At 51.5% G+C, this 21,484-nt stretch carries 24 protein-coding genes; 13 read left to right on the forward strand and 11 right to left on the reverse strand.

What is annotated here, in order from left to right:
- Positions 1–32 precede the first annotated feature (32 nt).
- On the forward strand, positions 33–578 hold the full coding sequence (locus ACUHMQ_RS09520) for an adenylyl-sulfate kinase (RefSeq protein ID WP_445295224.1): 546 nt from the start codon (positions 33–35) through the stop codon (positions 576–578).
- 134 nt (positions 579–712) lie between these two features.
- On the opposite strand, the gene ACUHMQ_RS09525 is transcribed toward ACUHMQ_RS09520, so the two are convergent.
- Complete coding sequence (locus ACUHMQ_RS09525; RefSeq protein ID WP_445295225.1) at positions 713–1,546, reverse strand: substrate-binding periplasmic protein; 834 nt, start codon at positions 1,544–1,546, stop codon at positions 713–715.
- A 141-nt stretch (positions 1,547–1,687) separates the two neighbouring features.
- Between ACUHMQ_RS09525 and ACUHMQ_RS09530 the strand changes: the two genes are divergently transcribed.
- The 3 genes from ACUHMQ_RS09530 (at position 1,688) to aqpZ (ending at position 4,515) form a co-directional block, all read left to right on the forward strand.
- Positions 1,688–2,458, forward strand: coding sequence for an alpha/beta hydrolase (locus tag ACUHMQ_RS09530; protein ID WP_445295226.1), 771 nt, complete (start codon positions 1,688–1,690; stop codon positions 2,456–2,458).
- A gap of 776 nt (positions 2,459–3,234) precedes the next feature.
- Positions 3,235–3,642 (forward strand): globin family protein, encoded by a 408-nt coding sequence (locus ACUHMQ_RS09535; RefSeq protein ID WP_445295227.1) that lies wholly within the window; start codon positions 3,235–3,237, stop codon positions 3,640–3,642.
- 183 nt (positions 3,643–3,825) lie between these two features.
- The gene (gene aqpZ / locus ACUHMQ_RS09540; protein ID WP_445295228.1) at positions 3,826–4,515 is read left to right on the forward strand and encodes an aquaporin Z; all 690 of its coding nucleotides are present in this window, start codon (positions 3,826–3,828) and stop codon (positions 4,513–4,515) included.
- 156 nt (positions 4,516–4,671) lie between these two features.
- Here the strand turns inward: aqpZ and ACUHMQ_RS09545 are convergent, their stop codons facing one another.
- A complete protein-coding gene (locus ACUHMQ_RS09545) occupies positions 4,672–5,031 on the reverse strand; it encodes a hypothetical protein (protein ID WP_445295229.1) in 360 nt (119 codons plus the stop codon).
- A 726-nt stretch (positions 5,032–5,757) separates the two neighbouring features.
- On the opposite strand from ACUHMQ_RS09545, the gene dusA reads away from it, so the two are divergent.
- From dusA to ACUHMQ_RS09590, 9 genes are all read left to right on the forward strand, one after another.
- Positions 5,758–6,774, forward strand: a complete 1,017-nt coding sequence (dusA, locus tag ACUHMQ_RS09550) for a tRNA dihydrouridine(20/20a) synthase DusA (protein WP_445295230.1) — start codon at positions 5,758–5,760, stop codon at positions 6,772–6,774.
- A gap of 5 nt (positions 6,775–6,779) precedes the next feature.
- Positions 6,780–7,427, forward strand: coding sequence for a retropepsin-like aspartic protease family protein (locus ACUHMQ_RS09555; RefSeq protein WP_445295231.1), 648 nt, complete (start codon positions 6,780–6,782; stop codon positions 7,425–7,427).
- A gap of 15 nt (positions 7,428–7,442) precedes the next feature.
- A complete protein-coding gene (locus tag ACUHMQ_RS09560) occupies positions 7,443–7,922 on the forward strand; it encodes a hypothetical protein (RefSeq protein WP_445295232.1) in 480 nt (159 codons plus the stop codon).
- A gap of 30 nt (positions 7,923–7,952) precedes the next feature.
- A complete protein-coding gene (rdgB, locus tag ACUHMQ_RS09565; protein ID WP_445295233.1) occupies positions 7,953–8,546 on the forward strand; it encodes an RdgB/HAM1 family non-canonical purine NTP pyrophosphatase in 594 nt (197 codons plus the stop codon).
- A complete protein-coding gene (locus ACUHMQ_RS09570; protein WP_445295234.1) occupies positions 8,543–8,755 on the forward strand; it encodes a hypothetical protein in 213 nt (70 codons plus the stop codon). Before rdgB ends, ACUHMQ_RS09570 begins: the two co-directional genes overlap by 4 nt.
- The gene (locus ACUHMQ_RS09575) at positions 8,745–9,269 is read left to right on the forward strand and encodes a hypothetical protein (RefSeq protein ID WP_445295235.1); all 525 of its coding nucleotides are present in this window, start codon (positions 8,745–8,747) and stop codon (positions 9,267–9,269) included. The genes ACUHMQ_RS09570 and ACUHMQ_RS09575 overlap by 11 nt, the downstream gene beginning before the upstream one ends.
- On the forward strand, positions 9,266–10,483 hold the full coding sequence (hemW, locus tag ACUHMQ_RS09580) for a radical SAM family heme chaperone HemW (RefSeq protein ID WP_445295236.1): 1,218 nt from the start codon (positions 9,266–9,268) through the stop codon (positions 10,481–10,483). The genes ACUHMQ_RS09575 and hemW overlap by 4 nt, the downstream gene beginning before the upstream one ends.
- Before the next feature lie 41 nt (positions 10,484–10,524).
- Entirely contained in the window at positions 10,525–10,905 is a 381-nt protein-coding gene (locus ACUHMQ_RS09585; RefSeq protein WP_445295237.1) for a Rid family detoxifying hydrolase, read from the forward strand.
- Between the two features lie 189 nt (positions 10,906–11,094).
- Entirely contained in the window at positions 11,095–11,805 is a 711-nt protein-coding gene (locus tag ACUHMQ_RS09590) for a glycine-rich domain-containing protein (protein ID WP_445295238.1), read from the forward strand.
- A gap of 94 nt (positions 11,806–11,899) precedes the next feature.
- Here ACUHMQ_RS09590 and ACUHMQ_RS09595 read toward each other — a convergent pair whose 3' ends face one another.
- The 9 genes from ACUHMQ_RS09595 to ACUHMQ_RS09635 form a co-directional block, all read right to left on the reverse strand.
- Complete coding sequence (locus ACUHMQ_RS09595; RefSeq protein WP_445295239.1) at positions 11,900–13,255, reverse strand: trimethylamine monooxygenase; 1,356 nt, start codon at positions 13,253–13,255, stop codon at positions 11,900–11,902.
- 559 nt (positions 13,256–13,814) lie between these two features.
- Positions 13,815–14,381, reverse strand: a complete 567-nt coding sequence (locus ACUHMQ_RS09600) for a DUF4166 domain-containing protein (RefSeq protein ID WP_445295240.1) — start codon at positions 14,379–14,381, stop codon at positions 13,815–13,817.
- Positions 14,382–14,788: 407 nt separating this feature from the next.
- Positions 14,789–15,253, reverse strand: coding sequence for a DUF2269 family protein (locus tag ACUHMQ_RS09605; RefSeq protein ID WP_445295241.1), 465 nt, complete (start codon positions 15,251–15,253; stop codon positions 14,789–14,791).
- Between the two features lie 16 nt (positions 15,254–15,269).
- A complete protein-coding gene (locus ACUHMQ_RS09610; RefSeq protein WP_445295242.1) occupies positions 15,270–16,508 on the reverse strand; it encodes an SDR family oxidoreductase in 1,239 nt (412 codons plus the stop codon).
- 57 nt (positions 16,509–16,565) lie between these two features.
- Complete coding sequence (locus tag ACUHMQ_RS09615) at positions 16,566–17,666, reverse strand: saccharopine dehydrogenase family protein (RefSeq protein WP_445295243.1); 1,101 nt, start codon at positions 17,664–17,666, stop codon at positions 16,566–16,568.
- Between the two features lie 158 nt (positions 17,667–17,824).
- Positions 17,825–18,220, reverse strand: coding sequence for a thiol-disulfide oxidoreductase DCC family protein (locus ACUHMQ_RS09620; RefSeq protein WP_445295244.1), 396 nt, complete (start codon positions 18,218–18,220; stop codon positions 17,825–17,827).
- Positions 18,217–18,759 carry a GbsR/MarR family transcriptional regulator gene (locus ACUHMQ_RS09625; protein WP_445295245.1) on the reverse strand — a complete coding sequence of 181 codons (543 nt, stop codon included), beginning with the start codon at positions 18,757–18,759 and terminating at the stop codon, positions 18,217–18,219. Before ACUHMQ_RS09625 ends, ACUHMQ_RS09620 begins: the two co-directional genes overlap by 4 nt.
- Positions 18,760–18,894: 135 nt before the next feature.
- On the reverse strand, positions 18,895–20,415 hold the full coding sequence (gene lnt / locus ACUHMQ_RS09630; RefSeq protein ID WP_445295246.1) for an apolipoprotein N-acyltransferase: 1,521 nt from the start codon (positions 20,413–20,415) through the stop codon (positions 18,895–18,897).
- Positions 20,415–21,284 (reverse strand): CorC family transporter, encoded by an 870-nt coding sequence (locus tag ACUHMQ_RS09635; protein WP_445295247.1) that lies wholly within the window; start codon positions 21,282–21,284, stop codon positions 20,415–20,417. The genes lnt and ACUHMQ_RS09635 overlap by 1 nt, the downstream gene beginning before the upstream one ends.
- Positions 21,285–21,484: the final 200 nt, after the last annotated feature.

A 21,484-nucleotide genomic window follows, 5' to 3' on the forward strand; every position in this document is an offset into this window, starting at 1 on the left:
ACCCTGATTAGATTCAACACACAGATTCACTAATGACTACACAAACCCTGCAACAGGTCCCAAAGGGCATCCTTCTCCTTACCGGTACATTGGGTTCAGGCAAAACCACCGTTGCCACCGAAGTAGGCCGCCAGCTTGAAGAGGCTGGCATCACCTCTGCCGTCATCGACCTCGATTGGCTCTGCTGGGCCAACCTGGGAGATACCGTACCTGACGACCTGTACGACAAGCTCATCCTGCAAAACCTGCTGACGATCTGGCCAAACTTCCGTGCTGTTGGCGTCGATTACCTCGTCCTTCCCAGAGGATTACTGGATGAAACCATTCCAACCGCATTACGAAAAACATTTCCAGAGACACCTATTTCGATCCTGCGCCTGCATGCCTCGCACCCTACGTTAGAGGAAAGACTGTCCCGTCGCGACAAGGGGGAAATTCTGGACGAGCATCTGAGGGAGTGCGGCCCGATGACCGAAATGGTCGAAAACCTGAAACTGGAGGATGCCGTGGTACACAACGATGGCCGCAGCGTGGCAGAAGTAGCACGCCAGATTCTGGACATACTTGGCTGGAAATAAAGGCAAGAACCTACTCAAAGCCCCGCGAGCTAGGGCAAAACAAGGCGAAAACACCCAAGGAAGCAGAGCTTACAAATGGTAAATGAGCATTCCGAGGGTGCTTTTAATGCCGTATTGCCTACGTACAGCAGACTTTAAACAGGTTCTTGCCGGCTAGGTATCATCCGTTTGACCACATCCGCCGGCAAATACTTACTGAATATTCTTTCCAGCGTTCCATCATCTCGCATGGCACGCATTCCCTTACGTATATGTGCCTCCGCCTCTTTAGGAATACGTTTGCGTGAAAGAATCAAGCCATAAGAGACGATATCCTCGGGGGAAAGATCGAGAATGCTGACCTTTCCGTCTAATTGGTAGTGCTTGAGCAATGGCCCCCAGACAACAGGTATCGAAAGAAAGCCATCCGCACGGCCAAGACTGAAAATACGTGCAACGGTATCCGCATCCGGGTATTCGTCAACCCGCCCTTGTTCGCGCAACTTGCCGATCCATTGGTCAAAATTCTTACCGTGCTTGAAAGACCTTACTACTGCCAGGCGTAGCTTGGAGTCGGATAAGAAGTCATCCAGCGAATTGATCTGCGTAGCAAGTTCCGGACGTACTATCAAATAATTACAAGCCTGAAAGTAAATGACGAAACGGGCAAATTTCTCGCGTTCCGGGGTTGGTATACCCGCTACCGACATATCAAGGGAGCCATCAGCCAGATGGGTCCAGATACGTACCCGGGAGTCGAGGAAAGGTTTAAATTTACAACCCGTACGGTTGCCCAATTCTTCGATAACGTCCTTGTCGATGCCCACATGACCTTTGGCATCATCATCGTAGTAATAGAGCGACCCAAACTCATACAGCGCCACATTGAATGGGCCGCAATTGATGCCCGCACCCCAGGCAAATTGTTGCTGCCCCCACAAGCTGATAACGCAGGTAAGGATCAATTTTCCAACCAAATACCGCGCCATCTATCAGACTCCTACAAAGCCATTTCCCGCGAAATAACGTACGAAATGTAGTAGTTGGATTTACTCTCTCATCAAGCATAGTTGGTTTACGAATCTCCTCAGCACCTTGCTAGCTGGGCTCAGCATGCCAATCATAAATAAATGGCCACGCTTCAAAACCTCCTCTGCTACCTGGTTGCGATCTACATCGGGTTTTGCATCACCCTGTATTTCGCCCAGCGCTCCCTCATTTACCACCCTACTCATGGGGAGGGATTAATTGCCTCAGCGGTAACTGAGCTCGAAGTAGACGGCTTGTCCATCAAGGTTTCAGCACGTGAACACCCCGGTCCCAATGCACTCATCTACTTCGGCGGGAATGCGGAAGCCGTAGCCCAGAGCCTGCCCGACTACAGCCAAGCATTTCCCAATCACGCGATCTATATGCTGCATTACCGAGGCTACGATGGCAGCGCCGGTATGCCTAGTGAAGCAGCGTTACATACCGATGCAAAAGCACTGTTTGATAAGGTAAAGACTCAACACCCGAATGTGACCCTTATCGGGCGCAGCCTGGGGAGCGGTGTAGCCGTAAGGCTGGCAGCAACCACCGATGTACACGGCCTCGTGCTGATCACCCCTTACGACAGTATTCTCAATATCGCCCGCACGCAGTTTCCATGGCTGCCCGTAGGCTTACTGCTCAAAGATCGGTTCGAATCGGCACGTTTTGCACCCCTAGTGAAAGCCAGAACCATCATTCTGGCAGCGCAGGACGACCAGATTATTCCCAAGGAAAGCACCCAGGCGCTCTTGGAAGCATTTCGCCCAGACATAGCCAAAATCAGCTGGATTCCAGAGGTCGACCACAATTCAATATCCGATGTGCGGAACTACTTCGAGCTAATGAGTATCGAACAGGGCCGCAGTTAGCTTCATGAGCCTTATTTGCCTAAACCATGTCGAATAGAGTTTTCCTTCTCGCAGCTCTGCCCATTCTCCTTCTCGTAAATGCAGAAGCGATGCCTAGCAAATGTAGCCACCTACAAGGAGTGGAGCGTGATAAATGCTTACGGCGCGAAGTGAACTGTGAAAGCAAATTCACGTGGCATGATCGTAATGAATGCCTACGAAAAAAAGAACAGAAGATATCATTCACGATAGATACTTCTTCTGAAGCTCAACTGGATTTAAATCCAAAGAAAAAGCATCAACCTGCAACCAAGCCCGCCAATACACCTATTTGCTTCACCCGGTCGGACAATGGAGAAAAGGTCTGCACAAAAGAGGTACCTGAACCTCCTTTTAAATAGATATCTTTGGCTGGCTATCCAAGCCCTACAGAGAGACAAAGAATAATTAAAAAGCTTGCTGATAAAAATTGCGGCACAGATGCATAATTGAATAGCAGCCATATGACTCATGATATTCCATTGCATTTCTAGTTACCGCGCCCAGATTTTCTCCTGACTGCCACGCTTATCAGCCGTAAAGACTAAGCGATGCCCTACCCTGCGCAGCTACCGCCTGTAGATACGCCATGCCGGCAACTTGTGCAGTGACTACAATTCATCTGCAAGCAGATTTGACCAACTCATAAAATAAGGATCTATAAAGTTGGCGTTACCAACAACTCATCTTTCATAAAAAAATAGCCAGATGGAAATGATGAAGCTTTCAGATAATTAGTTATAGAAAGGAGAGGGAAATTGAAACCCGAAACAATTACACTCACTCAAGAATCCTGGAAGAAAGTATCCGCAATTGGTCCACAAGCCGCGGCGCTTTTCTATAAAAACCTTTTTGCTGCAGACCCCACCCTGCAATCTCTGTTCAAAGGCAATATCGAAGAACAGGGCCTGAAACTGATGCATATGATTGGTATGGCAGTAGGTAAACTGAATAATCTGGAAGCATTGGTCCCCATTCTTCAGGCCTTGGCAAAACGCCACGCCAGTTACGGTGTGCAGCCCGCACATTATCAAACCGTAGGTGCAGCCTTGATTCAGACATTGGAACAAGGGCTGGGTAAGGATTTTACGCCAGCGGTAAAAGAAGCATGGACCGAGGTATATACCACGATGGCAGGCGTTATGATCCCTGCTTCGACCCAATAAGCTGAATTGGTGAGTGGGGTCATAGCCAGATTAAGCACAGTGCAGAAACCAAAATGTACCTTTTCACATGAGGATTTCGAGCAACACATAAGCTCTAATCACAACTGCGCAGTAAGATCGTGGGCAGACTCTTAGTGACTTTATTTGCCACAACCTATTCTCACCCCACCGCAGGAGAAACAAATGAAACAATGCAGCGCCGAGTTTCTAGGAACATTCTGGCTTGTACTTGGAGGCTGCGGCAGCGCGGTACTCGCCGCAGCATTCCCAAATGTTGGGATTGGCCTGCACGGCGTTTCGCTCGCCTTCGGCTTAACCGTCCTGACAATGGCTTACGCTATCGGCCGCATCTCGGGTTGCCATCTTAACCCTGCGGTTTCCATCGGCTTGTGGGCTGGTGGCCGTTTTCCAGCCAATAAACTGGTCCCATATATCATTGCGCAGGTTTTGGGGGCTATTGCCGCAGGCGCCGTCCTGTACTTTATCGCCAGTGGTGCTGCCGGCTTTGACGTCACCAAAGGTTTTGCTTCAAATGGCTTTGATGCCCACTCTCCCGGTGGCTATTCCATGGGCGCAGCCTTGGTCACAGAAATAGTCATGACCATGTTCTTTCTATTGGTCATCCTCGGCTCAACAGATAAACGAGCCCCCGCCGGTTTCGCCCCTATTGCCATTGGTCTGGCACTCACGCTTATCCACCTCATCAGCATTCCAGTAACCAATACATCGGTCAATCCAGCCCGCAGTACTGGCGTGGCAGTTTTTGTTGGCGACTGGGCGATTGAACAGCTTTGGCTCTTCTGGGTTGCCCCAATTATTGGTGCAGTACTTGGTGCCGTGGCCTACCGCTTTATTGCAAGCGAAACAGCATGAGCGTAACCACCAAGAATAAATAGGGGCGGCAGGGTGCCTGCCTACCACTAGAAATAAAATTGGCCTTTGGTTTGCCCCTTAAATCTTGGCAAATGCAAAGGCCAATTTATTAGTAAAAGTATTTATTGGATTATAGATAAAACTCCAAATCCACTTTTACTCACACTTAAACAACATACTCATCTTTCCATCACTATCGGTATCGAAGGAAAAGAACATCTTGTAGCCAGTGGCCGTAAGAACCTTGTTAGCAACACTTTTTGCATTACGTTCCAACTCAGGCTTCGACTGATCTTCATTATTAAGCACAACTAAGCGCTTACCTTGGCTCTCACAAGTCTTGGTCGCTTTTTCAATGGCGCCATCTGTTGCTTCTCTGGGGGTAGAAGCGGTGGCAGTGATTTGGTAAACACCGTTTTCTCGTGGCAATATAGTTGTATGCAAGGTAGAACACCCAGCCAGCAGTACAGCAGCAACAGCCCCCGAAATAATATATTTACGACTTGTGCATTTCATATACAAACTCCCTATTAAGAAAAACTCTCGCAGTTATCGCATGAATAAGCGCAAAACATTTAAAACAATCTATTTAGTCGAGTGCATAAAAGCTTGCTAGCAAATTATCTTATTGGCTGGCTTAAAATATTTACCAAGTACAGTCAAATATTAAAAAAGCAAAATTGCCTTATCATACGAATTGCATTTAACCCACTATTAAATAAATATTCAGCCAATTCGTCCATAAGGGTAAACCTACACAACAAGACGTTTCATGCCTCATATGGTATTTTTCCCAAAATTTCACTATAAATTATATAAAGAAAAGAAAAGAGGAAGATCAAGCTCGTATATTGACAACATTACAAAATCATTCAGCTCTCTCTCATTACGTCCGACACCGAGTCGTATGCAGTAACCTTTCCATGCCTCCCGAGTGTGGCTCAGAGACTCGATAAGCACTACACAAGTGTTAATCAAGCTTACCGTTCAGAAAAGGTGCCTAGGTTTACGGGACTCGGTGACCCACCAGCCCCCTCCTTCGCTAAATGCAACGTCTCATCAAACTACCTACACCAAGCTACGCCCCAGTTCCAGCCCAACGGTCCTGATTTGACGTGTTTTTCTCACGGAAATATACGTGCCACACGGTAAACTATGGCACCCAATTTTGAGGTGACTTGGTTCATCAGCAGTACACCAAGCACATCAGAATACGTAGAGAATTCAGCTAGCCAAATAACGATGAAACCCGCACCAAATCAGGATTCAACAGCCAATCCTACACCTCGCAGAATCTGCTTGGCGCCGATGCTCGACTGGACAGACCGACACTTTCGCTTCTTCCTTCGGCAAATCTCACGTCATGCGTTCCTATACACCGAGATGGTCACAACCGGGGCGATTATCCATGGTGAACGCAGCCGTTTTCTGGACTTCAGCGATTGCGAACATCCAGTCGCATTACAACTGGGTGGATCGGACCCAGCCGATTTGACCCAATGCGCCAAGCTAGCCGAACAATGGGGTTATGACGAGGTGAACATCAATGTCGGCTGCCCCAGCGAACGGGTCCAGTCCGGCGCGTTTGGCGCTTGTCTGATGGAAGAACCGCAACTAGTAGCCGATTGTGTCAAAGCCATGCGCGATGCGGTAAGCATCCCAGTTACCGTTAAACACCGTATCGGCATCAATGAAGTGGAGCACTACGAATATCTGCGTGATTTTGTCGGCACCGTGGCGGATGCAGGATGCGAAGTATTTATCGCCCATGCCCGCAATGCGATTCTCAAGGGGTTGTCGCCCAAAGAAAACCGAGAGATCCCGCCGTTGAAGTATGACTATGTCCACAGGTTAAAGCGTGACTTCCCGCATCTGGAAATCATCATCAATGGCGGCATCGACAACTGGGATACGGTGGACGAGCAACTACAACATGTGGATGGCGTGATGATAGGTCGGATGGCTTATCACGACCCCTATCAGTTCGCTATGGTTGATGCCCGCTACTATGGCGATAACCGTAGCGTTGCCAGCCGGGCCGAAGTGGCGCGTTCGTTGATGCCCTATATTGCAGAACGTGCGCAAGGGGGCCGTACTCTGCCCAAGCATATCGTCCGCCATATCCTCGGGCTGTACCAAGGAAAGGTTGGTGCGCGTAATTGGCGTCGTTTACTCAGCGACAGCAAGATGTTGCAAAACGCCGGCCCATCCATCATCGAAAGGGCATTGGCAGAAGTCGAACCTGCTTTGATTGCCTAAGGCCTATGCATTTCCACCTACCTGCCCTATTCGCCCTGTTACTCAGCCTGCCAGCTATGGCAGCAGCACCGGTTTTACTCGCTACGATGGGTAACAAGGTCTCGGTTTCGTTTGGTGGTAAACCCGTTACGATGAGTATCGGCCAGACCATGGAAGGCGTACGCCTTGTCGCCATCAATGCCGATTCAGCAGTTTTCGAATCCCACGGCAAGCGTCGCCAGATTGGGCTTGGCCAGGAATTCTTCGCCAGTGGCGGAAGCAGCGTGGCAGTACCCAATGTCAGCGATACCGCTACCCTGTACGATGCGGGTAATGGTCACTTCCTGGCGCAGATCAGTACCGGGCAGTCTTCTGTACGCGGTGTTATCGACACGGGTGCGACCTTTCTCTCATTGTCGAGCCAGCATGCTGCACAGCTTGGCATCAACTACAGTCGTGACCGCCCGGTGCAACTGAGTACCGCACAAGGCCGCAAGATTGCTTGGCAAAGCAAGGCGACGATGATCAGACTCGAAGGCATTCCGCTGTATGAAGTGGATATCGTCGTCACCGAAGGAAATTTTCCGGAAATGCCGTTGATTGGGATGAGCGTGCTGAACCGGCTGCAAATGCAGCGCGATGGTGACAATATGACCCTGAGAAAAAAATACTGAGCCGTGGACAAGGTAATGAACACGTTGGAACGTGAATTGAAGCAATGGCTGATCTGGCCACCCGCCTTGGCCGTCTTAATTGCCTGGACCATCGGCATGTGGGTGTTGCGCACCATGATGCCGGCTGACGCCGTACTGATGGCCTACGTGATCGTCGGTATTGGCCTTGTCTGGTGGTTATTGCCACGGCTGGCATGCAAGATATGGCACGCGGGCGGCACCCTGCATTGGCGCTGGGGGCAGTTACACTACGGCGTAAATGGCCAACTTGCGCTGGCAGAAATTACCGAAGTCGAAGTGCTTCCCCTGCCCGACAAACCCACACAACCCATACGCCAGTTGAATGGGGCGGAAATCCATGGCGGCAACTTTACCCCGGCGCTCAACCGAGGCGTAAAGATCAGCTGTCGTAATGGGCGTGTTGTCTGGTTTGGCCTTCCTCAGCCAGAGAAATTCGCCACAGCATTACGCGCTGCCCTACCCCAGTCGGCTTAAGGCTGCCTCGATCCAATCAGAGAATACAGAATGAAGAAATTGGTATTGGCCAGCAATAATGCGGGCAAATTGAAGGAATTCAGCCGCCTGTTCGCATCTCTGGACATTGAGCTCATCCCACAAGGCCAGCTGGATGTCAGTGAAGCGGAAGAGCCTCATATCACCTTTGTGGAAAACGCGCTCGCCAAAGCACGCCACGCCGCAGCAGCTACCGGTCTGCCAGCACTTGCGGACGATTCAGGCATTTGCGTGCCAGCCCTGGGAGGCGCGCCCGGGGTGTACTCGGCTCGTTATGCTGGTGAACCGAAGTCCGACGCCCAAAACAACCAGAAGCTGGTGGCTGCATTGGCCAGCAGTGAAGATAAGCGTGCCTTTTACTATGCAGTGCTGGTGTTGGTGCGATCAGCCGACGACCCCCGCCCGCTCATCGTCGAAGGCCGGCTTGAGGGTACTATCGTGGCGGAACCACGTGGTGAAGGTGGTTTTGGCTACGACCCGCATTTTCTGATTCCCGCATTAGGCAAAACTGCTGCCGAGCTGAGCCCGGAAGAGAAAAACCCGATCAGCCACCGTGGCCGTGCCTTGGCTACGCTGCTGGCAAAGCTCAAGGAAGAATCCCTATGAGTACGCCCTGGCCCAAGTGGCTTAAAGACGATGGTGCAGTGGTCAGCTGTTTTGAGAAAGTCAAAGTCATGGAAGAGAATCTCAACGAGATCCGCCAGATGACCCAAGACGCTTTTGAAGATGGCCTGTTGATGGAGGTCAGCGAAGCACAGATGCGCGAGGCATTGCATCGCATGGTCGATGCGTTGGTTAATCCGTATGGCCGCTGAAACCCCGGTCGATGTCACTCCGCCTACCGTTACGCCCCCAAAGCCTGCTGGTGAAAAGCGGCGCTTTATCGTCCTGATTGTGCTCGGTCTTGCTTTCGCCGTGCTGCAAACATGGTTCATGCCCACAGGCCGTTCGCCATCACTGGCCCGTACCACAGCCGAACAAGCCTTTGCCTTGGCACATGAAACCCCGCAGCAGGTTACCTTCAGTCAACTCAACGATGGAAAGTGGCAAACCGCACGGCTCTATCAACCTGACGAAGACTTGATGGCAGCATGCGCCAGCTTGAAAGAAGGGCAGGAAGACTGCCGTACTGCGCTGACCAAACCACCCAAAGAAGTGATCCTGTTGGGGCTGACTGAGGGGAAGTTGACACGCATTGAGCAACTGCCAGCAAATTTGTTGGCCTTAAGCAGCTGTGGCAATGAACTGCGCAACGAACAAAAAGTGACCCTGACTCGTGATGCCGGCAGCAATAGGGCACATCTCAACTGTATTTCCTCTGCACCATGAGCATTCCGATCCACCCAGCCCCCACCTACCGGCCAGCCAAGCAACCTGTCAGCCGCGCCAACTGGCAGTTGACTGCGTTGCCACCCTTATCGCTATACATCCACTTTCCATGGTGTGTGCGTAAGTGCCCATATTGTGACTTCAACTCGCATGAGGTGAAGGGAGGGATCGATGAAGCAGGATATGTCGCCGCACTGCTGCAGGACTTGGAACACAGCCTACCGCTGATATGGGGCCGGCCAATCCATACCATCTTCATGGGTGGCGGCACACCCAGCCTGTTTTCGCCGGAATCAATAGACGCACTGCTGGCCGGTATCCGTGCCCGTACCAAGTTGTTGCCTGATGCTGAAATCACGCTGGAAGCCAATCCGGGCACAGTGGAGGCAGCCAAATTCAAGGGATACCGTGCAGCAGGCATCAACCGGCTTTCTATCGGCATCCAGAGCTTCAATGCAGCGCACCTCAAGACAATCGGCCGTATTCACGATGCCGACGAAGCCAAGCGCGCAGCGGCGTTAGCAGCTGAAACTTTCGACACATTCAACCTGGACCTGATGTTTGCCTTGCCGGGCCAGACTATCGATCAGGCCCTGGCCGATGTGGATACAGCCCTGAGCTTTGGCCCTACACATCTGAGCTGCTACCACCTGACGTTGGAGCCGAATACCTACTTCTACCGTTACCCACCCGAGCTGCCCGATGATGACGCTGCGGCCGTGATACACGACGCCATCGAATCCCGCTTACAGACCGCGGGGTTCGAACATTACGAGACCAGCGCCTTCGCCCGCCCTGGCCATCGGGCGCGCCACAATATGAACTATTGGCAATTTGGCGATTACCTTGGCATCGGTGCCGGCGCGCATGGCAAACTGAGCTTTCACGACCGCATCATCCGTCAGGCACGCTTCAAACAACCCGCAGCATATTTGAAGGCAGTAGCGGCCGGTAATGCGGTACAAACCGACGAGGTGGTAAGCCACACCGAATTGCCTTTCGAATTCATGCTCAATGCCTTGCGCTTGACGGAAGGCTTTCCTGTCGCGATGTTTGCCGAGCGTAGTGGATTACTCCTCAATGTGATTGAGCGCCAATTGCAAACTGCTGAGGCACAGGGTTTGATCGAGCGGGACTTCAAAGTCATCAAGCCCAGTGAACGCGGCCGACGTTACCAGAACGCGCTGTTGCAACTATTCCTGCATGAAGCGTAAACAGGCGGCCAACCGCCATCCCCACCCAAGGAGCACATCCCATGAAGAAAGAAGTCATCCACAGCGACAACTCACCCAAGGCCATTGGTGCCTATTCCCAAGCCATCAAAGTGGGCGATACGGTTTACCTAAGCGGCCAGTTAGGCCTTAACCCCACGACCATGGAGCTGGCCGAAGGGTTCGAAGCGCAGACCCACCAGATGTTCAAGAATCTACGCGCGGTCGCCCAGGCTGCAGGCGGCGACCTGAAGGACATCGTAAAACTCGGTGTATTTGTGGTGGACCTTGCCAACTTCGCCAAGCTGAACGAGATCATGGGCCAATACTTCGAAGCCCCCTATCCTGCACGCGCAGCCATCCAGGCCGCTGCGTTGCCGAAGGGGGGATTGGTTGAGGCGGATGCGGTGATGGTGTTGAGCTAAGCTTCTTATAGCCAGTTCGCGATCCTACTGCGCAGCCGTGATCAGGGCTTATGTGCTGCTCTGCACCCTGCTGACGCGCTGCTAGTGACGGATCGCCAGCCAGTTTCTTAGATGTGGAATAAAACGGGACACTGCGACGTCCCGTTTTTTAATTTGCAGTCATGTTGAAACACAAGATCGGAGCCCTGTATGAGCAAGACCTTTCTCATCATCGGTCTCATCGTCATCAGCAGCGTCTGCCTCGTACTTTGGCGGCGATATCTTGCATTACAGCGGGAAGCCTACATTCGGAATTTTGCACTGCCCAAAGGACTCTTCGACAAGCTCTGCAAACTACATCCACACCTTGACCTGAAAGAATGTCAGCTTGTCTCTCATGGGCTGCGGCAATTCTTTCTGGCGTACCACAAGAGCGGGTACAAATATGTGTCCATGCCCTCCCAGGTAGCGGATGATCTTTGGCACGAATTCATCCTGTACACAAAGAATTATCAGGGTTTCTGTAAAAAAGCCTTTGGGCGATTCCTCCACCATACGCCCGCATCGGCGTTGAACGATAACCGCCAAAGTAATGCCGGTTTACGACGCTGCTGGCGCTTTGTATGTCTCGATGAGAACATCAATCCGCTTTCACCAACGCGCCTGCCATTACTTTTTGCTTTGGATACCAAGCTAAGCATCGCAAATGGTTTCAAATACGCGGCGGATTGCCAATCACCCGGTAGTCCCGCAACGGCTGACGCTGGTAATGAGATCCACTGCGGGGGTGATTTCTCCAGCAATAGTTTTGATGGCGGCACCGATGGTTTTTCCGACAGCAGTAGTTCCAGCGATGGGGGCTGTGATAGTGGAGGAGATAGCGGCGGCGGTTGTGGTGGTGGGTGCGGCGGAGGCGATTAAGCACTCATTGATGCCTCTACCAACCGGTAAAACCAGGCTCACAACGTATTGCGACCCGGTTCTACCGAAAGCATCAAATTTCGCGACAGTTATTTCATGCCTTGCCAGAAGGCCGGCCCAAATAGCTTTCCAGTGAATCATCCATCGCATCCAGCCAAGGCGTATGGTGAACTGGCGACATCTTACCCGTCATTACTGAACGGTAGCTGCGGTTACGGAACCCGATAAAGTCTTCGGCTTTATGTTGGTCCCATTCCAGGAAAGTTTTATTCACAGCTTCAATATCAAAGGGCGGGTAATCGGTCAGCGCAATCAGCTCCTTTACCCTATCTCCCTGGAACGCTACTCCTTGCTCAACACTTTCAATCTTCTCTTCACGGGCGCGTCTTTCTGCACTGTGTTGTCGCATCTGCTCAAGACTCGGTAAGGTTTGGCGACCGAGAATAACATCTCGGGAATACCAAGCCTGTACATCGAACATATTGAAGCTGTAAAACTGATTCTGCATACCGATGTAATGCAACTTGGGATTATCTTCCCAAACCACACCCTGAAATAACTTAAGTGGCCATAGCCGATTATCCGTCCTTAGCCGTAAAGTATCCGGTAAGAAGGGAAAGTGATATTTGTAACCGGTACAGAGGATGATTGCATCAATCTGGCGTGATGTCCCATCTGCAAAATACGCAATGTTCTTATCAACCCGTTGCAATAGCGGCTTCTCTTCCCAGTTAGCCGGCCATTTATATCCCATCGGGCGGGAACGATAACTGGATATAATCGACTTTGCGCCATATTTATAACATTGCGAACCGATATCCTCTGCAGAATAACTGCGGCCTACGATTAGGACATCTTTTCCTTTGAATTCCACCGCATCACGGAAATCATGCGAGTGCAAAATACGGCCATTGAATGTTTCAAAGCCTGAAAATTCGGGAACATTCGGTACCGAGAAATGGCCAGATGCGACTATTACATAGTCAAACTCCTCAGTAGATGCTTCATCTGTTTGGCAATGCAAGTAGGTTACTGAGAATTTACCGCTTGCCTCATCATATTGGACTCGCTGTACTGCGGTCTGAAAACGAACCCAACCACGCACACCCGCCTTATCCAAGCGACCCTTAAAATAGTCGAGCAAAACAGTCCGCGGCGGATAGGAAGCGATGGGCTGGCCGAAATGTTCCTCAAAAGGATAATCCACAAACTCCAGGCATTCTTTTGGTGCATTTGTCCACAAGTAACGATACATACTGCCATGCACTGGCTCACCATGTTTATCGAGACCTGTACGCCAAGTGTAATTCCATAGACCGCCCCAATCATCCTGCTTCTCAAAGCAGACAATTTCTGGGATATCGGCACCTTTCTTCTTGGCTGATTGAAAAGCACGTAAGACTGCCGTACCAGAGGGACCCGCCCCAATTACTGCAACTCGTTTTTTCATTCTTCCTCCTTATTTGCTGAATTGCAATTTATTTCCATGAATAATATTTCTAAGTAAATATCATTTACTACAAGCCACATTGTGAATTTAGCAATTACTATTTATTCAAAAATAGCAGACCATATATTATTCACACTTGTAAATACTTGTCACGAAAAATAGCCGCAACCTAAGCTAAGGTAAAGAATATAGTTGCATGTCTGACACATAATTTATTTAACATCAACTCAGAATATTTCGATTTCCCAGTATATGTCTATGCCCACGAAAGCAGCGCCTCTAGATGGTTGATGAAAATCCCATTTGAATTACATTTGCTCTTTTTTTTCATTGAAACAACATGCAAACCAAGCACTATTAGCGCGGACATATTTAGCTTCGGACTTATTTTTCAGGTAGGACACGAAAAAAGAGATTACTTTGCAAAAAGCATAGTTTCTACGAGGCATCAACAACTTGCCTCAATACCGGCTGGGAATAGACACAAACTCTCAGAAGAATAAAATTCCCAGCCTTACCCGGCCTATTCATACCCAAGCAGAAAAACCAGATAGGGCAATCAAGCCCCTTGGATTTCAGAGTCGCTATTCGATGGCAACCAACGTGAGTAGATTGGTTGTACCCAACCGGTGTAGCTCAGCAGCTCCCACCTTACGAAGTTGATAGTGATGTCAAAATGCAGGCGTCCACGTTCGCTCCATTCTCTTGCCACTACGTTAAGCGCTAGCCAATCTGGCAATCTGACTCCCAGAAAATGGCTTTGTGCGCTGTGCTGGAACAATACGTCCTCGCGGACATCATTAACCAGCGAAAGGCTGAGCAGGCCAATGGACTCGTGCAGACCATCCTCAGTCATGTATTGACGCGAAACCATGAAGCGATCAGCAAAACGGCGCTGCCAGACTTCCTGTTCGCCCTTAACAGCCAACTGCACGGTAACGCCTACACCCTGCCCTTCCTTAGGAAAGCGGCCCAAGCAGAGCAACAGGCGTAGTAATAGGTTCTTGCTCCGGCGCACAGTCGCTTCCCCCTGCCAAACAGTACCGGCCTCGGTATGAAAGCGTTGCAGCAATGGCGCCAGCTGGCTAAAAGCCGGCCCAAGGACAGTTGGATAAAGACTAAACATGCGTTTGCTACCTCAAATCATGTCCTGTGCAGTATCGCCCTGCCGGAACATTTAACAGTATCGGAAAAAAATATTGCTGCCTAAAAAATCCGGTGTCGTTGCAATAGGCTGGAAACCCATCCACGAACTACCACAAGCTATAACCCATCAAATAAAGCAGCATAAAATCCTGTGCCGTCCCATTACTTCTAATTAAAGGATAACGGTCGATATATAGTATCGATCAGCCAGCGCTTAAGTAGTGAACCCAACAAGCCCGTACGTAAGAGCCTGTCCAGAGCCTCACAAAAAAAGCGCTACATAACAAGGAGTAATAAAGGCAGCGGAGTCTATAAGTGATTCAATAAATATGCCATAGGCATTTTTAACGCTGCATGGCTGACAAGCAACAAGCTATCAACAGGTTCTTACGTCGGCTTGTGCACCATCAACCAGTACACCACGATCAAACCACCAAAAGCAGGAAAACCCAGCGCAGTCCATATGCGCTCATAGGTCCAATAGCGATCCGGCAAATCAGTTCTATCGCGGGCGGCTATTGCAGCCATATCGCGCATGCGTAGCTGCAGCCAAACTACGGGCAGCCAGCAAAGACCCGCCAATACATATAAACCGAGCGACCAGACTATCCAGCGAGACTCCAGCGGGAAGCCCGCCAGGTACACCATCCAGAAGCCACTAAGTGGTTGAATGACGATTGATGGCGTAGTGAACCACCAATCTGCTCGTACTACCCATTGGGTCACCACCGCGATGGCTTGTACATTCCGACTACGATTAGCGCAGAACATATAGAAGGCGGTACCAAAACCCGTGCCGAACATCAGCGTGGCCGAGAGGATATGTACCCATTTGGTGATCAGATAATCCACAGGCACCCTCCCTTTATCACATACCTGCTTTGCGAGATTGCATGCTATGCAGCAGCCCCAGCACTAACAACACAGGTAAGTTCTTACTGATAGGCCCGAACGGGTGCAACCACCATTCAGGCAGGTAGAGGCTGACAATGGCGGTGTAACCCACTATCAACCCGATTTGCCCCAGCCATAGCAAGCGGTTCGGCCAAAACAGGGTTAGCAAACCCATTAGGGTATCGACCCCTATGCCAGCCCATAGGGCAACTGGCTGCCACGCTACAGACAACCCCATCTGCGCCAGTAAAGCCAAGCCTGTTTGCCACTGTGAATAGGAAACCCATGCGGTAAAAATCCAAAGCCAGGCCAATACCAACCGAGCGATTGGCAACCAATTCGCCAGCTGTGCCTGAGGCAGGAGAGCGGGATGTGTAAAGCGGGTTGGCGCAATACTGGCCGTCCAAACCGTATCAGATGTGTAGCTTCCTTGGCGTAGCATGAGCAGGCTTTCCGGGCTTAACAGTTCCGCAGGAGCCCAACGTACCAACCCCTGCATTATCCCGGCTGGCAGCGCTACCACTTTGGCTGTTGGCAACCCCATGCCCGTGCGTAATGCCTGCAGGTAGTCTGTCCACGTAAGTGTGTGCGGTCCGACCGCAGCAATTACACGTTGACCAACATGCTGTGTTTCGACCAGTTGCAGCAGCAACGAAGCCAGGTCATTGATATGAATAGGCTGCACCAAGCCTGCATCTGCTGGGACAAATAGTACTGGCCACACCGCCATGCGACGAAATAACACACTGCTGTTACCCTCATCGGCATATACCAGCGAAGGTCGAACAATGGCCCAATCGAGTTCAGTCTGCATCAATGCAGCGTCGCCCACCGCCTTGCTACGCCAGTACTCTGTAATAGCCCCGGGTGCTGCCCCCAAAGAAGAAACCTGAATTACTCTGTTTACACCTGCTTTTATACAAGCCTCGAACAGGGCAGCAGGCATCTCGGCATGTATGGCAGCAAGCTCCCCAGGCCTTGTTTCCCGAAATATCCCTGCGCAGTTAACGACGGTTGTTACACCTTCCAGCATGGGCAGCCAGTCATCCGGGCTGTGCAAAGTCGCCAAATCCACCGCCAGCCAGGACACCCCATTCAATACCTGGGCTGGCGACTTACGGCATAGGGCGTGAACGGTGTGGCCCGCAGCCAGCAACTTCGCAAGCAGTGCATCGCCTATTAAGCCACTTGCACCTGTTAGCAGAATTTTCATATCGAATCAGCCACCGTGTTGATGCCGTATCCAGGTGTTTTCAATGAGCACTACCCATTACGCAGGTATTTCACGCACATCGAATCCTTGCAATGCCGCTAGGTATTCCTCAACCGTCAGCAAACCCATACATGGCATAGCGCCATGTGGCAGTTTGTCGCCACGGGCAAGCTTTACAGCCAAGGCAATGGAAGCGCCACACGGTATATGCGGACCATGGTTCTGAGCGGCGACCAGATGCCAATCCAGCTTCAGCGGCTGGCCATCGATACCGACACCTTCCAACGAAACAAACATACCTCCCTTGTCACTGACCCAGGGCTCCATCCATTGGCTTATCGTATGCAGCGGCTTAACCAATGGTCTGGCACTAGATAAGAGGTGCATTCGTACAAGTTGCGACACGCACCATACGAACAGGTGTCCCAACGGACTTGCAAAGCCCGCATGAAAAACGACGGTGTGAACATCCGGATAGCGATGGGGAAACAAAACCAGATCGGGCACATCGCAACTCCCCAACAGGCGTGCTCCTACAGGTGATGGGAACCGGTAGCAGGTCAAATCCAGCCAGCCTCGCGTAGTCTGCCAACGCCCCGCCTGCAGCCGGGAAAATGCTTTGCCGCAATAGCCGAATACACCTCGCATAGTGGCCAGACCTGGCGCTCTCGCACCCGAACCTATACCGTGTCTGATCGATTCAATACGGCTGAATCTGCTCAGATACCGATCCACCACTGCCGATGAAAGCGCTGGCAGAGAACTGGCCCCGCTCGTAACAAACACCCCTTGATCACGAGCGGCGGAATCAAGCTCCGCTATACCCGCAACAAACTCGCGTCCATCAGCCAAGTCGATATAGTTTGCACCAGCCCCAATCGCTGAACGCGCCACTGAATAGTCCTGCCCCTGAAATGGTCCCGCGGTATGTATCACGGTATCGACATTCAACGCTTTCAAACGCTGAGCAAGATCTGGCGCATGGGCATCAATCGCAATACCCTGGTCTGTGTTCAACGAAAGCTTGCTTGCAAGCGTCTGGGCCTGCACAACATCACGCCCACCAATCAACAGGTGGATAGCCTTGTTCGACGCAAGGGCCTGACAGATGCGGCTACCAAAGAAACCATAGCCACCTAGAACGAGTGTGGTATGCATAGCATTAAACCCATTTGCGATCTTGCTGCGCAGCCGTGATCAAGTTTCTGTGCTGCGCTCCACCCTGCTGGTATCTGCTCCCGATAGAGCGTAAGCAGGTTCTTACACACAATTGTTTCCATAATTTCTGTATCAACAGAAATTTGAAGGTAAAAAATTCAACGCATCCGCAAGTCGCACACACCATCCGGGCAGCGATAGCCTAGCAACCGGCTGGCTCGATAACGGTTACGCGCAAACCAACGGTACGTCTTTCGCCATAAGGGCTTTGTCAGCGCCAGCTTCAGTGGCCATACCAGCCAAGCAAAACCTACTGCTGAATACGCAGCGGCAATCGCATCGATACCTACCAATAATCGACCATCCACATCCAAGCCATGTAGTTCGGCGTCCATCGCTGCCAGGGTGGTACCGTAATCCGCAGCATCAAACCCTTCACCATGCATGTCGATATAAGCAAGCCGACCGTGCTTATCCCACCTTTCCAAACGGCGCATTTCAGCGGAACACAGTGGACAACGACTATCGAAAAACAACGTCAGGGCAGTAGTCATACCATTTCCTTTTCGTCGGAACCCAGCAGACGGGCAATCTTTCCGCCCGCTTTGAGAAAACGCTGCAACGTAGGCGGCGGCAAGTGTTTGAAGTCGTCATAGGCACGCATCAGTATCTCAAGAAAGACCAGCACCTCATCCATTCTGACTCGGGTCGCCGCGTCCAACGCGGTATCGTCTTTCGCTTCCAAGGCACACTCACGCAATACCGTCAGCGTCGGGTCGAGCTCCCGCTTTTTGCGCTCTTCCATAATCACCCGGAAGATTTCCCACACATCCTGTAGCGCGACAAAGTGATCGCGCCTGTCCCCCATCACATGGGTGACACGGATCAACCCCCAACTTTGCAATTCCTTGAGGCTAGTACTGACATTTGAACGCGCCACATTCAAGGTTTCGCTGATTTCCTCGGCATGCAGGGGTTTGCCGCTGAGAAATAGCAAGGCGTGTAACTGCGCCACAGTGCGGTTCACCCCCCAACGAGTTCCCATTTCTCCCCAGTGGAGGATGTACTTCTGGGTGGTTGGGCTAAGCGTCATATCTGTTTTCTTCAATTTCTGTCATTACAGAAATTAAATACCAAACTGCTCCTTATGGTCAAGCGCAACTTTGCCAAGTCATAAACAAGCGCACAGAGCCAGCTCGCAACAATCCACAGATTTTGACAGTGGTTCTTACCCGCGACGGCTACGCCATCTCACAATCAGTCCAACCACCAAGCCCAGTACCGCCAATATTAAAGCGGCGCTATTACCCCAACGCATATATGGCGTTTCACCTTGCATGCCCTGAACCGTGGCATACAGCGTGCCTTCAACCCGTTCTGGAAGGCGGGCGGCATATTGGCCATCTGGCGTAATCAATGCGGTGGTACCGCTATTGGTAGCCCGCAGCATAGGGCGGCCTGTTTCAAGTGCCCGGGCCTGGGATATCTGCCCATGCTGGGCCAATGCTACCGACCCATCGAACCACGCCAAGTTCGATAGGTTCAGCAATATGGTTGCTTGGCGCGCATTAGGCAGCAGCTCTTCTCCGAATACGTCCTCGTAACAGATATTGGCGGCGATGCGTTGGTCACGCACAGGCAATGGCTTTTGCACAGCACCACCCGAGGAAAAATCCACCAGCGGCATTTGCAGAATATTGTCGTACACCCAACCAAACACCGGCCGTATGGGAATGTACTCGCCAAATGGCACCAGATGCGCCTTGTAGTTTGCCGGGCGTGCCGGGTCGGTCAGCAATACCGCGCCATTGTAGTAACGCTGGCTCTTGCCATCTTGCCGGGGCGCACCGGCAATCAAAGCCGCGTTCTGCGCTATGGCATAGCTGAGCACTGCTTCCAGGTAATCCTTCGGCACTTCGTGCAGGAAAATCGGAAAGGCGGTTTCCGGCAGTACGATCAGATCGGCTTTCGCATCCTTCACCAAGTGGTAATAGGTCCGCAGGTTATAGATGAGGTCATCGATACCCCACTTCTGATTCTGTGGAATCGCCCCCTGCAACAAAGCCACCTTCATGGGCTTGCCAGACGGCTCTGTCCACACTACCTGCTTCAAACCGTAACCGGCTCCACAAAGCAGTACTGCAGCCGACACAACCAACTTGTCACGCAAATCAAATCGCCGTCCAAGCAGCCAGATCGCTCCCCCGGCGAGCAAGGCCACCAAACCGCTCACGCCATACACACCGAGTACCGGCGCAAACCCCGCCAATGGACCATCAGGAATCTGGCTATAGCCGACAGCAGCCCAAGGGAAGCCGGTAAACAACCAGCCCCGTACCCATTCAATCAACAACCACAGCGCCGGCAATACAGCAAACAACAAGACCGCACGCGACTCACCAGCCAACTTGCGCGCAGCGAAAGCCGCTATGGCGGGATATAACGCCAGGAAAGCGGCAAGCCCTACAATCGCAAGAATGGCGAACAACGCCGGCATACCGCCATAAGTATGCAGACTGATGAAAATCCAATGGATATTCGCCGCAAAATAGCCAAAGCCCCAGGCCCAGGCTACCGCCGCCGCACGACGGGGTGTCGAAGCGACATCGATAAAGCCGAACAACAAGGCCAGAGATAACAACACTGCAGGCCAGAATGAATAGGGTGCAAATCCCAGCAGGGTGATCGCACCAACCGAAGCGGGCGGTAAAAAACGAACAAGCAGCCTACCTACGGGCTGCCAACGCATCACGCCGTTTCCGAAGCCGGTGGGGCTTCGCGTTCGATAAGCAAACTATGGATACGACGGCTATCTGCCCGTAGCACCTGGAAATGCAGACCACCAAAACTGATGGCATCACCACGCTTGGGAACCCGACCAAACTCGGTCACCACCAGGCCGCCAACAGTATCGATGTCGGTATCGCTGAAACTGGTTTCCAGCACCTTGTTCAGGTCAGCAATCGCAGTCACCGCCTTCACGCGCCAACGGCCCTGCCGGTCCTGCAGGATATTGTCCTCAGTATCATCAAAGTCGTACTCATCCTCGATGTCACCGACAATCTGCTCGACCACATCCTCAATAGTCACCAAACCGGCCACACCACCGTATTCATCCACCACGATTGCAAGGTGATTACGGTTGGCCCGGAATTCCTTGAGCAGCACATTGAGCCGTTTGGATTCTGGAATAAACAAGGCGGGGCGCAGAATCTGGCGCAAATTGAAATTCTGCTTGGCGTAATACCGTAGCAAGTCCTTGGCCAGCAAAATACCGATGATGTTGTCCTTGCTGCCCTCATACACAGGAAAGCGGGAATGTCCTGACTCAATCACATGGGGAATGAAGGTTGCAGGCGCATCCTCCACTTCGATCACATCCATCTGCGTCCGAGGAATCATCACATCACGTACCTGCAAGTCACCGACCTGCAATACGCCTTCAATCATCGCCAACGCATCGGCATCCAGCAGGTGGCGCTCGAAAGCGGAGTGAAGCAGTTCAACCAGTTCTTCCCGGTCTTCCGGTTCACGTAACAGGAAGGCGGTCAGTCTTTCAAGCCAGCTGGCTTTAGTCGTTTGGGGGGAATTGGATGAGCGACTAGAGGGTAAGTCCATGACAAGATTCAGGAATAAGGGTGAGGCGGATTATAGCCAGGAGTGTGGTGGATTGCCTAAAGCACTTATCCACTAGGGTCTGTTGACGTTTTGACTTCGGTATATTGAAGAAGCGCAGCAAACCCGCAGAATTACGGTTCCTATACCAATCACCCTGCGGGTTTGCTATGCCCCGATTGATGCTCAGTGACGAGCTTTGG

The organism is Chitinimonas violaceus (assembly GCF_052601015.1).

Bases quoted from the DNA above. Each gene is read 5' to 3' on its own strand.
- ACUHMQ_RS09520 (WP_445295224.1), top strand. From the start codon at position 33: ATGACTACACAAACCCTGCAACAGGTCCCAAAGGGCATCCTTCTCCTT.
- ACUHMQ_RS09525 (WP_445295225.1), bottom strand. From the start codon at position 1,546: ATGGCGCGGTATTTGGTTGGAAAATTGATCCTTACCTGCGTTATCAGC.
- ACUHMQ_RS09530 (WP_445295226.1), top strand. From the start codon at position 1,688: ATGGCCACGCTTCAAAACCTCCTCTGCTACCTGGTTGCGATCTACATC.
- aqpZ (WP_445295228.1), top strand. From the start codon at position 3,826: ATGAAACAATGCAGCGCCGAGTTTCTAGGAACATTCTGGCTTGTACTT.
- ACUHMQ_RS09545 (WP_445295229.1), bottom strand. From the start codon at position 5,031: ATGAAATGCACAAGTCGTAAATATATTATTTCGGGGGCTGTTGCTGCT.
- dusA (WP_445295230.1), top strand. From the start codon at position 5,758: ATGAAACCCGCACCAAATCAGGATTCAACAGCCAATCCTACACCTCGC.
- ACUHMQ_RS09555 (WP_445295231.1), top strand. From the start codon at position 6,780: ATGCATTTCCACCTACCTGCCCTATTCGCCCTGTTACTCAGCCTGCCA.
- ACUHMQ_RS09560 (WP_445295232.1), top strand. From the start codon at position 7,443: ATGAACACGTTGGAACGTGAATTGAAGCAATGGCTGATCTGGCCACCC.
- rdgB (WP_445295233.1), top strand. From the start codon at position 7,953: ATGAAGAAATTGGTATTGGCCAGCAATAATGCGGGCAAATTGAAGGAA.
- ACUHMQ_RS09570 (WP_445295234.1), top strand. From the start codon at position 8,543: ATGAGTACGCCCTGGCCCAAGTGGCTTAAAGACGATGGTGCAGTGGTC.
- ACUHMQ_RS09575 (WP_445295235.1), top strand. From the start codon at position 8,745: ATGGCCGCTGAAACCCCGGTCGATGTCACTCCGCCTACCGTTACGCCC.
- hemW (WP_445295236.1), top strand. From the start codon at position 9,266: ATGAGCATTCCGATCCACCCAGCCCCCACCTACCGGCCAGCCAAGCAA.
- ACUHMQ_RS09585 (WP_445295237.1), top strand. From the start codon at position 10,525: ATGAAGAAAGAAGTCATCCACAGCGACAACTCACCCAAGGCCATTGGT.
- ACUHMQ_RS09590 (WP_445295238.1), top strand. From the start codon at position 11,095: ATGAGCAAGACCTTTCTCATCATCGGTCTCATCGTCATCAGCAGCGTC.
- ACUHMQ_RS09595 (WP_445295239.1), bottom strand. From the start codon at position 13,255: ATGAAAAAACGAGTTGCAGTAATTGGGGCGGGTCCCTCTGGTACGGCA.
- ACUHMQ_RS09600 (WP_445295240.1), bottom strand. From the start codon at position 14,381: ATGTTTAGTCTTTATCCAACTGTCCTTGGGCCGGCTTTTAGCCAGCTG.
- ACUHMQ_RS09610 (WP_445295242.1), bottom strand. From the start codon at position 16,508: ATGAAAATTCTGCTAACAGGTGCAAGTGGCTTAATAGGCGATGCACTG.
- ACUHMQ_RS09615 (WP_445295243.1), bottom strand. From the start codon at position 17,666: ATGCATACCACACTCGTTCTAGGTGGCTATGGTTTCTTTGGTAGCCGC.
- ACUHMQ_RS09620 (WP_445295244.1), bottom strand. From the start codon at position 18,220: ATGACTACTGCCCTGACGTTGTTTTTCGATAGTCGTTGTCCACTGTGT.
- ACUHMQ_RS09625 (WP_445295245.1), bottom strand. From the start codon at position 18,759: ATGACGCTTAGCCCAACCACCCAGAAGTACATCCTCCACTGGGGAGAA.
- lnt (WP_445295246.1), bottom strand. From the start codon at position 20,415: ATGCGTTGGCAGCCCGTAGGTAGGCTGCTTGTTCGTTTTTTACCGCCC.
- ACUHMQ_RS09635 (WP_445295247.1), bottom strand. From the start codon at position 21,284: ATGGACTTACCCTCTAGTCGCTCATCCAATTCCCCCCAAACGACTAAA.